Below are 14,837 nucleotides of genomic sequence, written 5' to 3'. Positions count from 1 at the left end.
TGATGTAGGCGCAGCCTCATCTCCCGTCAATTCAAAAGCCGCATCGTCAAGGCGCATGATCAGACGACCGAAAAGGCGATGGCGTAGCTCTGTGCCTCGCCCGGCTGAAGCGGAATCAGTTCCCCGGCCGCCGCCAGCTCCGGCCGCTTGGCGATGCGGTGCGACACCGGCTCGATGCTGATGACGTTGGCCTCGCCGCGCTGGCAGCGCCACATCTGCAGGAACGGCAGCGTGTCTGCCCGGAACCGCACTTTCAGATTCCGCCCGCCGAGGCCGGCAAGGCCCGCAAGCGTGACCTCCGACCAGCCGTCGGAACCAATGGCCGCCGGCAGGCAGAAATGCGCGCTCTCGCCGTCGCCGAAACGCCAGGCGCTCGCGCCGCCCGCAAGCGACGCGCTGACGATGCGGGTATCGGGCCCGAGCAGGCGGCCGGCAATGTTGAGGTGATACATCATGACGGGCGGAAAGGCGGATGTCCCTGAATTGACGACGCGATCCTCGAGCACCACTTCGTGTCGCGCGGCATCGATCCGCCAGCGCCGTTCGACCCGCGCCTGCCCGCCACCCGCAAGCGCCACCACGATCGTCGCCGTGCAGGCGGTTCCGTCGCTCGCCATCGCCGTTTCGCTGACGGCCGTTCCGGCCAGCGACCCATGCAGCGGGTAGCGCGCGCCGTCCGCCCCGCCCTCGACCGGTTCCGGGTGGCGGATATGTTCTGGACCGCAGGTGAAAAGAAAACCGGCAAGCGCCCGGTCGATCCTGGGATCCCCATCCGACGGGATAGCAGCCCCCGGCGACAGGTCGACGCCGTCGACGACGAAGGCGGCGATATCGAGCGCCGAGAGCCGGTCGAACAGCACATGATTCTCTTGAAGATCCTGAGGTTCTTCGAGCGTCTTCAGCATGTCCTCTTCCTCAAATCGGCCGCAGAATCACTGCAATCACAAAGACATGATAGCTGAGGAGAGACGCAATTCACCGGTTGAAGCCCGGGATTGCACCGCCTAGATAGAATTTAACCGCTTGTTCATGATGAATTCATTTTTTTCACATTAACGTCGAAATCCAAATGTACCGCGCCACATTCACCACAATGAAAACAGGTTCTCTCGTGACGTCAGCGACCCGCACAGGCCTCTCGCTCCTCGCCGCAGCCGGCTTTCTTGCCGTGGATCTGACGGCTGCCTTGGCACAGGACTATCGCGGCTACAATCGCTATGGCGATGACGTCATGCTGGTCACGCCCGACGGCGAAATCCTGGACTATGTGCCCCGCTCCGACGAAGTGCAGACCATGCGCGACAGCCGCGGCCGCACGCTTTTGATCGACAGCTGGGGCAATGTGGTCGCAACTGTGGTGCCCAACAATCGCGGCCGTCAACGCGACTACGGCGGCAACCGCCAGGGCGACTATGGCGGCTACCGCCGTCAGGGTGACGTGGACATCTATTCCAACCGACGCAACCGGGAAACCGGTTATGGCTATTCCGAGCCCGGCGATGTCACCGGCTCCATTCCCGATTACCGCGACGTCGTTCCGCCCTCGACCGACGGCAACGAACTGCCAAACAGCCTGCCGGGCCTGATCGACGGCACGCAAGAAGCCTCCGTCGATCCGAACGACGGCAACCCGATGCGCCAGTCGATGCCGCCGGCGATCTCGGTCAAGTCGAAGTCGCGCGCCGAAATCACAGCGCTGCAGGTCTTCCTCGATCGCGAAGGTTTCTCGCCCGGCGTCATCGACGGCAAGATGGGCTCGAACGTCACCAAGGCGATCGAGGCATGGCAGCAGGCCACCGGCGAAACGCTCGACCCCAACAACACCGAGGACATTCTCGAGCGTCTGCGCATGAGCGGCGGCATGCCGATCACCAGCTATACGATCACGGCGGCCGACGCCGCCGGCCCTTATGTCGCCTCCATTCCCGAGGATTATGCGCACAAGGCGATGCTGCCGCACATGTCGTTTACCTCAACGACGGAAATGCTCGGCGAGAAGTTCCACATGGACGAAGCCTATCTGCGCGAGCTGAACCCGGGCGTCGACTTCACCATCCCCGGCACCATCATCAAGGTCATCAATCCCGGCGCCAACAAGACCGGCAAGGTCGCCCGCATCCTCGCCGACAAGGCGCGCAAGCAGGTGCTGGCCTATGACGACGCCGGCAAGCTCATCGCCGCCTACCCGGCAACGATCGGCTCGTCCGACACGCCGTCTCCATCAGGCACCGTCAATGTCGAGCGCATCGCGCTCAATCCGGGTTATACCTACAATCCGAAGATCAACTTCAAGCAGGGCAACAACGACAAGATTCTGACGCTTCAGCCCGGTCCGAACGGTCCTGTCGGCACCGTCTGGATCGCGCTTTCGAAGCCCACCTACGGCATTCACGGCACGCCGGAACCGTCGAAGATCGGCAAGACCCAGAGCCATGGCTGCGTGCGCCTGACCAACTGGGACGCGACCGAGCTTGCCAAGATGGTGAGCGCCGGCGTCACGGTCGAGTTCGTCGACTGACGGAACGACAGATTTTCGTCAGTCGAAGCGTTGTTTTTCGGGCATTTTTTTGCACGGTTTCCCCCAATTGGGTGAGTGACTTCGCGTCTGCAGCATAGATGATGGAGTTGCCTGGTTGACCATCCACGACAAGGCACTCGATGTTAAATGTCTTTGCGCCGACCCGTCGGCTAAATTGTTTCAGACCTATCAATTTGCAAAGACCGCAGCTGCCGACGACCCAGCTGCGGTTTTTTTTCGAGCGCCCGGCCCCGCGCTCTTAACCTCTCTCCTTGCATCATGACTTCATGAAACATTGTCATGAGAATTTTCCCGCCAATCGGCTATCACCTGTTATCTCGATGACAATGGCCGACATGCGGCCGCACGTGAAGGATGGCCTGAATGGCGACGGAGCGCACCCTGCCCAACCTCTGGCATGCGACGGCACCGGCCGCCCCTGAGACCGGGCCCCTCAGCCATGACCTGACGACCGATGTCGCGATCATCGGCGGCGGCTTTACCGGCCTTTCGGCAGCGCTGCACCTCGCCGAAAAAGGTGTGAAGGCAACGGTCATCGAAGCCAGGATGATCGGCTTTGGCGGCTCCGGCCGCAATGTCGGCCTTGTCAATGCCGGCATGTGGGTGAAGCCCGACGACCTGATCTCGACGCTTGGGGCCGAGGCCGGCAACCGCTTGCTCACCGAACTCGGCGACGGCCCGTCGATGGTCTATGCGCTGGTCGAAAAACACGGGATCGCCTGCGAGGCCGTTCGCAACGGCACGCTGCATATGGCCGTCGGCAGCGAAGGCGTTACCGAAATCAGGGACCGCGAAGCGCAGTGGCAGAAGCGCGGTGCTCCGGTCGAGGCGCTCTCGGCCGAACGCGCGCACGCGCTCACCGGTGCCGAAGGCTTTTCCGGCGCCCTGCTCGACCGCCGCGCGGGAACCATCCAGCCGCTCGCCTATGCCCGCGGGCTGGCGCGTGCCGCCCTTGCCGCCGGCGCCGAAATCTACACCGACACGCCACTGACTGGCGCCGAGCGAAAGGGCGACAGCTGGGTGCTGAAGGCCGGCAACAACGTGGTCCGCGCAAAACAGGTCATCCTTGCTACCAACGCCTATGGCGGCCTGTTCGCCGAGAGCCCGTGGCAGGCCCATACGCGGGAACTGACGATCCTGCCCTATTTCCAGTTTGCCACCAATCCGCTGCCGGACGCCGTGGCTGCCCGCATCCTGCCGGAGCGCCAGGGCACCTGGGACACCGGCCTCGTCATGACCTCCTTCCGCATGGACCAGCAGAACCGTCTGATCTTCGGCTCGATCGGAAGGCTCGACGCGATCGCCGAAGGCACGCACCGCGCCTTTGCCGCCCGCTCGCTGCGCAAGCTCTTCCCCTTCCTCGGCGACTTCCGGTTTGAGTACTGGTGGGACGGCCGCATCGGCATGACCACCAATAACCTGCCGGCCATGCACACGCTTGCCCCCAACGTCGTCTCCGTCAGCGGCTACAACGGCCGCGGCATCGCGCCAGGCACCGTCTTCGGCCGCGCCTTGGCCAGCCACGTTACCGGCGAGACCTCGGCGATCCCGCTCGCCGAAACGCCCGTGACTCCGGACACCTGGCGCGGCGTGAAGTCCGCCTTCTACCATGCGGGCGCGCAGGCCAAGCACTTCATCGACCGGCGATTCTGAGACGGGGCACGGCGCGAACCGTTCATGTCGGTCCGCAACATGCCGCGCCGTTCCGGCGCAGGGTGAAATGCGTGGCCAGTCGCCGGCCGGACTGCGCCGGGCCCATGCTGACCTATCTTTGAATGTTGAAACCTTGGGGTGTAGCGTCCATCGCGGTTGCCCATCCAAACCTGCTGCCGGGTTGAAGGGCCGCGGAACCTTACTCGACGACCATGTTCATCAACGTCGAAGCGTAATCGGCAGACTTCGACCAGGAGCATCGGATCGTCTCATGCTGCACCCGCAGGTCAGGTTCTCGCCGTCCAACATCGCCACCCTGAAGAAGTCCCTCCGGGATCATTATCCGCACATCAAGTCCTCGCACCTGGACGAGGCAATCGCCGCATCGTTCAGCTTCAAATCCCATGCGGCATTGCGCCCGGCACTGCTTCAGGTCGGCAACCACGCCCGGCTGATCGTCATCACCGATCATATGTTGCTACTGCTTCGGCTGGATGAACTGGGGTATCGGGGCATCGACGCGGGGGACCTGCGCCACCTGATGTGGAGCATCGCGTTCCCGGATAGCTGGTACGACCAGCACCAGGAAAAGGCCGTGACGAAGCGCAGAAGGCCGACAGCGGCCAATTCGCAGTAGCGCCACCAGCCCTCTCCTGCCGGCGGTGGCGCGCTATGGAGACCGGCGCACGGTCGTGACCTTCAGCGCCGAAACCCAAAAACCGCTTGCGATTTGAGATCAGTCACCTTAACCTCGACTGATTGCACCTCGCAAGCAGACCCGTGCGAACGGGCCATTCGAGACAAGGAACTGGCTATGGCAAAGCTCGTGTTCGGAATGAATCAGTCGCTGGACGGCTACGTCGATCACATGGAGTTTGGACCGAGCCCCACGCTCTTCCGCCACTTCATCAAGGAGGCCGAACAGCAGGCGGGCAGCCTGTACGGTCGCCGCATCTACGACATCATGCGCTACTGGGACGACGAGCATCCCGAATGGGATGCGGACAGACGCGCCTTCGCGGCGGCGTGGCGGAAGCAGCCGAAATGGGTCGTCTCACGCTCGCTGACGTCTGTCGGACCCAACGCCCGGCTCGTCGATGGTGATCTCGGCGCCGCGGTGCGCAAGCTGAAGGCCGAGCGCGACGGCGAGATCGAAGTGGCTGGCCCGGTCCTGGCGCACAGCCTCACCGAACTTGGCTTGATCGACGAGTACCGGATCTACCTGCACCCGGTCGTGCTCGGTCACGGCAACCCCTATTTCGCCGGCCCCCGGCCGCCGCTCCGCCTGGTATCTCATGATCGGATCGGCGAGGACGTGGTGCGGCTGGTTTACGTTCCTGCTTAGCCTACCGGGCCTGCCAGCCCGACCGAGCAGAAACGCCCCGGATCATGCCCGATCCGAGGCGCCGCTTCGATCGGAAGGCGCGTTCACGCCGTAGCACGAACCCGTCCGCTCAGCAGCAATCTTGCTTTTCAAGCCAGGGGTCCGGCGCGTTGGCGTTCCCGTTGCCCTCACGCGGCGCGTCTCCAGCGGTAGAACCAACCGTCGACCCTCTCCCCGGTCGCCTTCAGCAACAAGGCGCCGGGCAGGAACTGGCCACGCACAAGGCCGATCTTTTCGAGAACACGGCAGCTGGCCTCATGCGCTGCCGCGCATACGGTATGAACCTCGGACAGGCGTGACTGCTGCTTGACCCAGTGCATGATCGCCAGGCCGGCTTCCGTCGCCAGTCCCCGTCCCCAATAGGCCGGACCGATGCCATAGTGAATTTCCGCGCTGTCCCCATCCAGAAACATAAGGAAGAGGCCGATCGACCGCTGGTCGCTGCGGTCGATGATGCTCCAGATGAAGCGGTCGCCATCCGACCAGTTGCTTTCTCCCCACGCATGGATGACCGCCTCGGTGCTGGCTTGTGCAGGATGAGCGCCGCGCGGCAAAAATCGCGCTGCCAAACTGTTGCCTGTGTATTCCGCAAACACGGACGCTGCGTGTTCAGAGCGGGCTGCACGCAGGACAAGGCGGCTTGTCGTTAGTTCAACGGGTGGCGTGTTTTGCACTTCTAGAGGTTCTGCCGTGGATACGTTCGGCCCACCTAAATCCATAGGCGCGAAGTGTGAAAGCAGTCTTTGACCGCTTTCACACAAAAACACGCTGTCTCGTCGTGGAGCTGCCCCCGTTCGACAGCCCTAACAACCCCACAGAAACGCCCCGGATAAACGCCAGGAGCTGCAGTTGTCGCTGGGTCGCTCGCGTTCTTGAATCAGCAGAACACTGCAACAGAAAGCTCTCCCCTCGACGACGTTGCGCGTAGCGCGGACGGCCGCCTACACGACCGCTGTCTAATCGACAGCCTCGCGGAGAAGCGTCAGGAAGTCTGGGAAACGCTCTGCAACGGGATGAAGCCCGTCCTGACCTCGCAGCTCGTGGTACCAGAGCACAATGGACGGCTCAGACGATGATCGATAATCGAAGCATACGAGGTTTCCTCCACCGTCTTCTCCAAAGGGAATGATCTGGCGCGGTAAATCATGCTCCTTCCAGCAAGCGAGAGATGTCCATACAGACTCAGTATCCCACGGCAATAGCGAGAGCCACAATCCGAACCCACCGGCTTGCGGGGTTCCCGTGACGGGGAACTCTGCATCACCGTAGGCACCATTGTGAGTGCGAATTAGCTCGCGGTACAACGGCGGGAAATCAACGCCCAGCATCATTGCGGCACCGACCAAGACGGCGTCGGGCAAGAGGTCATCCTTGGGTTGAAAGCCAGCCACGCGCATTTGCCGGGATGTCCTCTGCTGTATTTCTAGGAGTCGATGGACCTGCCTGCAAAGTGCGACACCAGTCGGCGTCCAAGGAGTTATCCAAGCGCCGCTTGGCCCGACCTGACCTCATCCGAGACGCATGCTACGCCGCCGCGCGGTAACCCGTGCCGGCGCTGACCTGCACCTGTCCCGACGTGCGGAAGGCCCTGAGCCGCATGGCGATGTGTTCAGCCTCTCCCGTCAATGCCTGGCTGGCGGCATTCGCCTGTTCGACCATGGCGGCATTCTGCTGGGTGATCTGGTCCATCTGGGTGATGGCGGTGTTGACCTCCTGCAGGCCGGTCGCCTGTTCGGCGGTGCTCGCACGGATGGCGCCGAAGACGGAGCTGACCTCGACCACCTGCGCGACGATCTGCTGCAGCGACTGGGCCACCTGGTTGACCGAGTTGACGCCATCGTCCACCTGGCCGCGCGACTTGGCGATCAGGCCCTGAATGTCCTTGGCCGCTTCGGCGCAACGCTGCGCCAGCGCCCGGACCTCGGAGGCGACGACCGCAAAGCCCCTGCCCGCCTCGCCGGCGCGCGCCGCTTCGATGCCGGCATTGAGCGCCAGAAGATTGGTCTGGAAGGCGATCTCGTCGATGACGTCGACGATCCGCGCGATGCTCGCAGACGACGTCTGGATCTCCTGCATCACCTCGATCGCGTGGCTGACGATCTCGCCGCTCTGTTCGGCATTGGCGCGGGCGGCAATCACCGTCGAATTCGCCTGGTTGGCGCCTTCGGCGGTCTGCTTGACGGTGCGCGTCACCTGCTCGACGGCGGCCGCTGTTTCTTCCAGGTTCGCCGCCTGCCGTTCCGTGCGCCGGGCAAGATCGTCGGCCGCAGCCGCGATTTCCTTGGCGCTCGTATGGATCTGGCTGGCGCCGGCCTCGATGCCGCCGATCGCGCGCGAGAGCTCGCCGATCGCATGGTTGAAGTTCTCGCCGAGTTCCTGATAGGCGGCGGGCAGATCCGCGCCGATGCGCGCCGTCAGGTCGCCTTCGGCGATCTTCTTCAGCGCCGCCCCGAAGGTCTTGCTGATCAGCGCGCGCTCGGCCGAAAGCACCTCTTCCTGCACGGCGCGCTGCTTGGTGACGTCGGAGGCGTCCATATAGACGGAGATCGACAGATCCATGTCGAGGAAGACGCCCTTGATCAGGCTCGACAGCATCGCCGCCATGTCCTCGGCCGACGTGCCCTTGCGCGAGAACAGGCCGGCCTTCGGCCAATGCGCCTCGACAATCTCGGTAATCAGATGCTCGGCGATCAGCGCATAGCCGCCGATGTACCAGCGCGGCTCGAGACCGATGCGCGCATGCACCAGGCCGATGGTGCGCACCTTGGCGCTGTAGTCCTCGTTGAAATTGGCGTCGACGATGTTGGCCCAGTGGCCAACCTGGGCGCCCTTGGCGCGGTCGATATGTGCGTCGGAGGAGAAGAAGCGCTTGGTCTCGGGCGTCGTCTTGACCTTGACGTAGAACTTGTCGAGGGCGGGTTTAAGTTCCTTTTCCAGGATCGGCTTCAGCGCCTTGAGGCTGGTTCTGGCGGCGTCATCGAGCGCCATGAAATTCAGACGACCGGCAACGTCTTGCGTGCCGGCAGCGGCGTGTTCCGTTTTCATGCGCGAACTTCCCTGCATGCTCATTTCTGGATCATGGAGACAGGATCGACGGCACTGAAGCGTCCGAGATCTTGGCCGCAATCATGGCGGCCGGTTACCCTGTTGCGTCGATCGCAGGGGCAAGCTGTGTCCAAGGTCACTGATAGAAGCGCAGGGTAAAGGAAGCCTTACGCGCGACAGCTATTTCGCGAGGCCCGAAACACAACTCAACCGGAACTGACAAACATCAATTCCGGTTGATACGCAATAAACGGTGGGGTTCGAGGATCAGGCGGCGTTGCGCGAGGCCCAGGACGGCATGCGCGCAGCCCAGGAGCGGCGGGCCTTGGCCGGCATCAGCGCCAGCACTTCGCTGGCCAGCGCGGTTGCGTTCTCGCGCGCCTTGTCGAGGTTGCTGACGCGGTTCGGATCCATCGTCTGCAGCGTGCCGCCGAGATCGAAGATCTCGCGATAGGCCGCACGCTCGACGATCGGCGTGTCGAGCACCGAGACGCCACGCTCGGCGAGCATCGCCTTGATCGTCTGCAGCGCGCGCGTGGTGACGAGCGAGTTGACGCGGGTGAGCACGACCGAATGGTTGATGCGATGGCCCGAGCGATCCTGGATCTGCCGGATCAGTTCAAGGATTTGGGCGGCCCCCTTTGCGTCCATGGCACAGCCCTGCACCGGGATCAGCACGTGGTCGGAGATGGCGAGCGCAAGCGCTACGATCTGGTCCTTGGCACCCGCGAGATCGATGACGATGTAATCCGCCTCGTCCTTCGCCTCGCGGATATGACATTCGAGCGAACCGGGCGTGATGTGCGAGATGACGGTGAGATTGGCGATGTGGCCGGACGCTTCGGCCCAGCTGGTAATCCAGCGCTGCGGATCGGCATCGAGAACGACCACCCGGTGCCCCTGCCGCGCCAGTTCCGTCGACAGGATCAGCGCCGCGGTCGTCTTGCCCGCGCCACCCTTTGCATTGGCGAAAGTGATGACCGCCATGATATTCCCCATTCTCTGCATGTTTCGCGCGAACGGCGCGGCCACGGCCGACGGTTCGCTTCTTAACGAAACCTTACAGAAGATGGTTAACGAAATGGTAACGCGGGCACGTCAAACCTGACAGTCGAGCCCCGCGGCATTGCCGGGAACCTCATCACGGCGGTGCCGGAAGACCCGTGGGAGCAAGGATTTCAGGCGCGCACGACAACCGGATCCGCTGTCCGTCGCGTGCGGTAGCACATGGACGAAAACGGACCGTGTCGCGCCGCCTCGCCCGGCGGATTGAGCAGTCGAAGCACATCGTCCGCCAATGCGCGGGCATTGGCCTGCGCCCTCGCCAGGTTGCTGACACGCGCGGCATCGAGCGAATACAGCGTGTCGCCCTGTTCGAAAAGCTCGCGAAACGCGGTGCGCTCCACAAGCGGGGTGTCGACCAGCCGGATCCGGCTCTCTGCAAGCGACAGCTTGACGCTGCGCATCGCCCGCGTCGTCACGATCGGGTTGACGCGGGTCAGCACCACCGCGTGGTTGATGTCGGCGCGCGCATTGTTTTCGATGTAGCGGATCAGGTCCAGCACCTGGATGGCGCCGCGTGCATCCATGGCGCAGCCCTGCACCGGGATCAGCGTCAGGTCGCAAAGGCCGATCGCCAGCGCCACCAGCACATCGGCAGCCCCGGACAGATCGATGACCACATGCTCGACCTGGCCGCGCAGCCTTCTCAGATGATCGCTGAGCGTGGTGGTCGTTATGCCCGGCAGCACGAAAAGATTGCCGTCGTGGCGGCCGTGGCGAAACCAGTCGGTCATGCAGGCGAGAGGATCGCAATCAAGCACCGCAACGCGGTCACCGCGCCGTGCGAATTCGCAGGCAAGCAGCAAGGCTGCCGTTGTCTTGCCGGCTCCCCCCTTCGCATTCGCGAGGGAAACAATCGCCATCGGTCGACCCTAACTCAACGCGGGCCCGGCTTTTCGCGGGGCCGTTACATACGCACACCCTAATGCAAGCGTTCCAGACCGCGGTAAACAAAGCGTTAAGCAGACGCTTCGCAAACCCGAAACGTGACAGTTGGATGACAATTAGGTGACAGATTGCCTGCAATGGCAAGTCGTAATTTCGGATTACCTAAACCAGGAGCCGACGCCTTCGCCACGACGGCGAAGGCGTCGGAAATTGCTCAGATGCATTCGCGGAAGAGCTTCTTGGCGGCGTCGAGCGTCAGCTCGACCGGGTTACCGCCGGCCGTCGGGTCGACGATCGCCATTTCCGACATTTCGTCGATCCGGTCGGTGCCAACGCCGAGGGCTGCGAGCTTGTCCGGAACGCCGAGTTCCTCGCGCAGCTTCAGCACGTAGTCGTAGAAGCCGTCGAAACCGCCTGATATGCCGAGATAGGCGGCAGCGCGCGCTATTCTCTCCTCGATCACCGGGCGGTTGAAGCGCAAGACCGGCGGCATCACGACGGCGTTGGTCATGCCGTGGTGGGTGTTGTAGATGGCTCCAACAGGATGCGACAGCGAGTGGATGGCGCCGAGCCCCTTCTGGAAAGCGACGGCGCCCATGGCGGCGGCACTCATCATGTTGGCGCGGGCCTCGATGTCGGTGCCGTCCTTGTAGGCGCGCGGCAGATACTCCTTGACGAGGCGCATGCCTTCGAGCGCAATGCCAGCCGACATCGGGTGGTAGAAGGGCGAGGAATAGGCTTCCAGGCAATGGGCAAAAGCGTCCATGCCGGTGCCGGCCGTGATCACCTTCGGCATGCCGACCGTCAGTTCCGGGTCGCAGATCGTGACTGCCGGCAGGAACTTCGGATGGAAGATCACCTTCTTCACATGGCTTGCGGAATTGGTGATGACGCTGGCACGGCCGACTTCCGAGCCGGTGCCGGCCGTCGTCGGCACGGCGACGATCGGCGCGATGCCCTCGACGCTGGCGCGCGTCCACCAGTCGCCGATGTCCTCGAAGTCCCAGACCGGCCGGCTCTGGCCGGCCATGAAGGCGACGCACTTGCCGAGATCGAGGCCCGAGCCGCCGCCGAAGGCGACGACGCCGTCATGACCGCCGTCCTTGAACGCCTTGACGCCGGCTTCAAGGTTGACATCGTTGGGGTTCGGATCCACGTCGGCAAAGATCGCCCGGCCGAGACCGGCGGCCGAAAGGATGTCGAGCGCGTTCTGCGTGATCGCCATCGGCGCCAGGCCCCGGTCGGTGATCAGAAGCGGCTTCTTCATGCCGACCGCCTTGCAGTGGTCGGCAAGCTCCTTGATCCGGCCGGCACCGAACTTGATGGACGTCGGATAGCTCCAGTTGGCGGTGATGGTCATGCGGTGACTTTCTTCAGATGGTAGGATTTCGGGCGGGTGAGGTTCTGGAAGCCGATGATCGACAGCGAGCCGCCGCGGCCGGTTTCCTTGACGCCGGTCCAGCAGAGCGCCGGGTCGAGATAGTCGGCGCGGTTCATGAACACCGTACCGGTCTCGATATCCGCGCCGATGCGAGCGGCGCGCTCGGCATCCTTGGTCCAGAGCGATGCGGTGAGCCCGTACTGGCTGTCGTTCATCAGCTCAATCGCCTGGCTGTCGCTTTTCACCTTCATGATGCCGACGGCAGGGCCGAAGGTCTCTTCGCGCATGAAGGCCATGGAATGGTCGACATTCACGAGGATCTGCGGCGCGAGATAGGCGCCGCCGTCGTCGGCAGGGAAAAGCTTCGGATCGATCAGCGCCTTGGCGCCCTTTGAAACGGCATCGGCGATCTGCTCGCGCACGGTGGCGGCAAAGCGCTTGTTGGCCATCGGCCCGAGCGTCGTTTCCGGATCGAGCGGATTGCCGAGCTTGTAGTTGGAAACCCAGGCGACCGACTTCTCGACGAAGGCGTCATAGAGAGACTCGTGCACATAGATGCGCTCGATGCCGCAGCAGCACTGGCCGGAATTGTAGGTGGCGCCGTCCATCAACGTGTCGACGGCCGCGTCGAGGTCGGCGTCCTCCATGACGTAGCCCGGATCCTTGCCGCCGAGTTCGAGGCCAAGCCCGGTGAAGGTGCCGGCGGCAGCCCGTTCGATCGAGCGGCCGCCTTCGACCGAACCGGTGAAGTTGACGAAGTCGAAGCTCTTGCCCGCAATCAGCGCTGCCGTCGTCTCATGGTCGAGGAAGATGTTCTGGAAGACGTCGGCGGGAACGCCGGCCTCGACGAAGGCACGCACCATGCGCTCGCCGACGAGGATCGTCTGGCTCGCATGCTTGATGATGACCGTGTTGCCGGCCATCAGCGCCGGCGCGACCGTGTTGATCGCGGTCATGTAGGGATAGTTCCACGGCGCCACGACGAAGACGACGCCATGCGGTTCGCGGGCGATGCGGCGCTCGAAGCGGTCGCTTTCCTCGATCACAAGCGGCTTCAGCGCATCGGCAGCGATCGTCGCGACATAGTTCGAGCGCTCGTTGAAGCCCTTGAACTCGCCGCCATAGCGCACCGGCCGGCCCATCTGCCAGGCAAGCTCCGGCACCACTTCGTCGACCATCTCGTTGAGGCGCGCGACACCGGCCAGAACCAGATTGACGCGCTCGTCGAGCGGACGGCGCGCCCAGGCCTTCTGTGCCTGGCGGGCGCGGGAAACCACCTGCTTTGCCATGTCCAGCGGCATCGCCGGGCGCTCTGCGTAGACCTCGCCGTTCACCGGCGAAATGCACTTGATCATGCTCATGATCGTCTTCCTGCTTTCATTGCGAATGATGCGATGGCCGCTCCGGTCAGGAACGGCCATCCTTGTGAAATGATTATGTCGCGGGTCAGGCCCGTTCGAAACCGCGTGCGACCTCCCAGTCGGTGACGCGGCGATCATATTCTTCCTGCTCCCAGCGCCCTGCCCGCGTATAGTGCTCGATGACCTCGTCGCCGAAGGCGGCGCGCAGCATCTTCGATTCCGTCAGCGCGGCCGTCGCGTCGCGCAGCGTGCGCGGGATCTCGCGCACGTCCTTGCCGCCATAGGCGTCGCCGACGAAGGGCGCTTCCAGTTCCATCTTGTTTTCGATACCGGAAATGCCGGCGGCGATCAAAGCGGCGAAAGCGAGATAAGGATTGAGATCGGAGCCGCCGACGCGGCATTCGATACGGATCGCCTTGGTGTCTTCGCCGCAGAGACGATACCCGGCCGTGCGGTTGTCCTTGCTCCAGACCGCCTTGGTCGGCGCGAAGGTACCGGCCATGAAGCGCTTGTAGGAGTTGATGTAGGGTGCGAGGAAATAGGTGATCTCGCTCGCATGGGTGAGAAGCCCGGCCACATAGTGGCGCATCATCTCGGACATGCCGTATTTGCCGCTCTCGTCGTAGAACTTCGACGACTTGCCGTCCGCGCTCCAGAGCGATTGGTGGATATGCGAGGACGAACCGGCGGCCGCATAGTTCCACTTGGCAAGGAAGGTGATGGCCTTGCCGCGCGACCAGGCGATTTCCTTGCAGCCGTTTTTGATGATCGCATGCCGGTCGGCCATCGTCAGCGCGTCGGCATAGCGCACGTTGATTTCTTCCTGGCCGGCCGACGCCTCACCCTTGGAATTCTCGACCGGAATGTCTGCACCCTGGAGACCGTTGCGGATCGCCCGCATCACGTCCTCTTCCTTGGTCGTCTGGAAGATGTGGTAGTCCTCGTTGTAGCCGCTGACGAGCTGCAGGTCGCGATAGCCGGACTGGCGGGCATCGTCATAGGACTGGTCGAAGAGGAAGAATTCGAGTTCGCTCGCCATATAGGCCTTGAGACCCATCTTCTCGAGGCGCGCCACCTGCTTCTTCAGGATCGCCCGAGGCGAATGCGGCACTTCCTCATGGGTGTGATGGTCGAGCATGTCGCAGAGAACCAGCGCCGTGCCTTCGAGCCAGGGGATGCGGCGAAGCGTCGAAAGGTCCGGCTTCATCGTATAGTCGCCGTAGCCCTTTTCCCAGCTTGTCGCCTTGTAGCCGGGAACGGTCTCCATCTCCATGTCGGTCGCCAGCAGGTAGTTGCAGCTATGCGTTTCCTTCCAGGCGCCATCGACGAAGAATTGCGCGTGGAAGCGCTTGCCCATCAGCCGGCCCTGCATGTCGACCTGGCAGGCGAGCACCGTATCGATGCGGCCGGCGGCGACGTCTTCCTTCAACTCGTCAAACGTATAGCTCATCAACTTCCATCCCATGTTTTGTCACGCGGCCGTTCCCTTGAGGTCACGATGTTTTTTGGCCGCGTGAACGTGAT

General features: G+C 63.1%; 13 protein-coding genes. 4 read left to right on the top strand and 9 right to left on the bottom strand.

The annotated features are described in order from the left end of the window. Positions 1-59 precede the first annotated feature (59 nt). On the bottom strand, positions 60-902 hold the full coding sequence (locus tag C1A35_RS03875; RefSeq protein ID WP_440271498.1) for a DUF4432 family protein: 843 nt from the start codon (positions 900-902) through the stop codon (positions 60-62). A gap of 167 nt (positions 903-1,069) precedes the next feature. Between C1A35_RS03875 and C1A35_RS03870 the strand changes: the two genes are divergently transcribed. From C1A35_RS03870 to C1A35_RS03855, 4 genes are all read left to right on the top strand, one after another. Continuing rightward, a complete protein-coding gene (locus C1A35_RS03870) occupies positions 1,070-2,518 on the top strand; it encodes a L,D-transpeptidase family protein (RefSeq protein WP_104663039.1) in 1,449 nt (482 codons plus the stop codon). Positions 2,519-2,902: 384 nt separating this feature from the next. Next, positions 2,903-4,192 carry an NAD(P)/FAD-dependent oxidoreductase gene (locus C1A35_RS03865; protein ID WP_104663038.1) on the top strand — a complete coding sequence of 430 codons (1,290 nt, stop codon included), beginning with the start codon at positions 2,903-2,905 and terminating at the stop codon, positions 4,190-4,192. Between the two features lie 271 nt (positions 4,193-4,463). Further along, entirely contained in the window at positions 4,464-4,829 is a 366-nt protein-coding gene (locus C1A35_RS03860; protein ID WP_104663037.1) for a hypothetical protein, read from the top strand. Positions 4,830-5,006: 177 nt separating this feature from the next. Beyond that, entirely contained in the window at positions 5,007-5,537 is a 531-nt protein-coding gene (locus C1A35_RS03855) for a dihydrofolate reductase family protein (RefSeq protein WP_104663036.1), read from the top strand. 167 nt (positions 5,538-5,704) lie between these two features. On the opposite strand, the gene C1A35_RS03850 is transcribed toward C1A35_RS03855, so the two are convergent. The 8 genes from C1A35_RS03850 to C1A35_RS03815 form a co-directional block, all read right to left on the bottom strand. Next, the gene (locus tag C1A35_RS03850; RefSeq protein WP_104663035.1) at positions 5,705-6,295 is read right to left on the bottom strand and encodes a GNAT family N-acetyltransferase; all 591 of its coding nucleotides are present in this window, start codon (positions 6,293-6,295) and stop codon (positions 5,705-5,707) included. Between the two features lie 237 nt (positions 6,296-6,532). Beyond that, positions 6,533-6,973, bottom strand: a complete 441-nt coding sequence (locus C1A35_RS03845) for an SMI1/KNR4 family protein (RefSeq protein ID WP_104663034.1) — start codon at positions 6,971-6,973, stop codon at positions 6,533-6,535. Positions 6,974-7,100: 127 nt separating this feature from the next. Then, positions 7,101-8,621: a globin-coupled sensor protein gene (locus C1A35_RS03840; RefSeq protein WP_158664961.1), complete on the bottom strand. Its 1,521-nt coding sequence runs from the start codon at positions 8,619-8,621 to the stop codon at positions 7,101-7,103. Between the two features lie 267 nt (positions 8,622-8,888). After that, the gene (locus tag C1A35_RS03835; protein WP_104663032.1) at positions 8,889-9,608 is read right to left on the bottom strand and encodes a ParA family protein; all 720 of its coding nucleotides are present in this window, start codon (positions 9,606-9,608) and stop codon (positions 8,889-8,891) included. A gap of 191 nt (positions 9,609-9,799) precedes the next feature. After that, a complete protein-coding gene (locus C1A35_RS03830) occupies positions 9,800-10,546 on the bottom strand; it encodes a ParA family protein (RefSeq protein WP_104663031.1) in 747 nt (248 codons plus the stop codon). A gap of 239 nt (positions 10,547-10,785) precedes the next feature. Then, on the bottom strand, positions 10,786-11,931 hold the full coding sequence (locus tag C1A35_RS03825) for an iron-containing alcohol dehydrogenase (protein WP_104663030.1): 1,146 nt from the start codon (positions 11,929-11,931) through the stop codon (positions 10,786-10,788). After that, positions 11,928-13,313 carry an aldehyde dehydrogenase family protein gene (locus C1A35_RS03820; RefSeq protein ID WP_104663429.1) on the bottom strand — a complete coding sequence of 462 codons (1,386 nt, stop codon included), beginning with the start codon at positions 13,311-13,313 and terminating at the stop codon, positions 11,928-11,930. Before C1A35_RS03820 ends, C1A35_RS03825 begins: the two co-directional genes overlap by 4 nt. Before the next feature lie 85 nt (positions 13,314-13,398). Next, entirely contained in the window at positions 13,399-14,763 is a 1,365-nt protein-coding gene (locus C1A35_RS03815; protein WP_104663029.1) for a glutamine synthetase family protein, read from the bottom strand. Positions 14,764-14,837 lie beyond the last annotated feature (74 nt).

The sequence above is a fragment of the Ensifer adhaerens genome, assembly GCF_002940685.1.
In the GTDB taxonomy this organism is placed as follows: domain Bacteria; phylum Pseudomonadota; class Alphaproteobacteria; order Rhizobiales; family Rhizobiaceae; genus Ensifer; species Ensifer adhaerens_E.
This window is presented reverse-complemented; position numbering and strand designations above follow the sequence as displayed.

Coding starts and splice junctions, on each gene's coding strand:
- C1A35_RS03870 (WP_104663039.1), top strand. CDS start 1,070: ATGTACCGCGCCACATTCACCACAATGAAAACAGGTTCTCTCGTGACG.
- C1A35_RS03840 (WP_158664961.1), bottom strand. CDS start 8,621: ATGAAAACGGAACACGCCGCTGCCGGCACGCAAGACGTTGCCGGTCGT.
- C1A35_RS03825 (WP_104663030.1), bottom strand. CDS start 11,931: ATGACCATCACCGCCAACTGGAGCTATCCGACGTCCATCAAGTTCGGT.
- C1A35_RS03850 (WP_104663035.1), bottom strand. CDS start 6,295: ATGGATTTAGGTGGGCCGAACGTATCCACGGCAGAACCTCTAGAAGTG.
- C1A35_RS03815 (WP_104663029.1), bottom strand. CDS start 14,763: ATGAGCTATACGTTTGACGAGTTGAAGGAAGACGTCGCCGCCGGCCGC.
- C1A35_RS03835 (WP_104663032.1), bottom strand. CDS start 9,608: ATGGCGGTCATCACTTTCGCCAATGCAAAGGGTGGCGCGGGCAAGACG.
- C1A35_RS03820 (WP_104663429.1), bottom strand. CDS start 13,313: ATGAGCATGATCAAGTGCATTTCGCCGGTGAACGGCGAGGTCTACGCA.
- C1A35_RS03845 (WP_104663034.1), bottom strand. CDS start 6,973: ATGCGCGTGGCTGGCTTTCAACCCAAGGATGACCTCTTGCCCGACGCC.
- C1A35_RS03860 (WP_104663037.1), top strand. CDS start 4,464: ATGCTGCACCCGCAGGTCAGGTTCTCGCCGTCCAACATCGCCACCCTG.
- C1A35_RS03865 (WP_104663038.1), top strand. CDS start 2,903: ATGGCGACGGAGCGCACCCTGCCCAACCTCTGGCATGCGACGGCACCG.
- C1A35_RS03830 (WP_104663031.1), bottom strand. CDS start 10,546: ATGGCGATTGTTTCCCTCGCGAATGCGAAGGGGGGAGCCGGCAAGACA.
- C1A35_RS03855 (WP_104663036.1), top strand. CDS start 5,007: ATGGCAAAGCTCGTGTTCGGAATGAATCAGTCGCTGGACGGCTACGTC.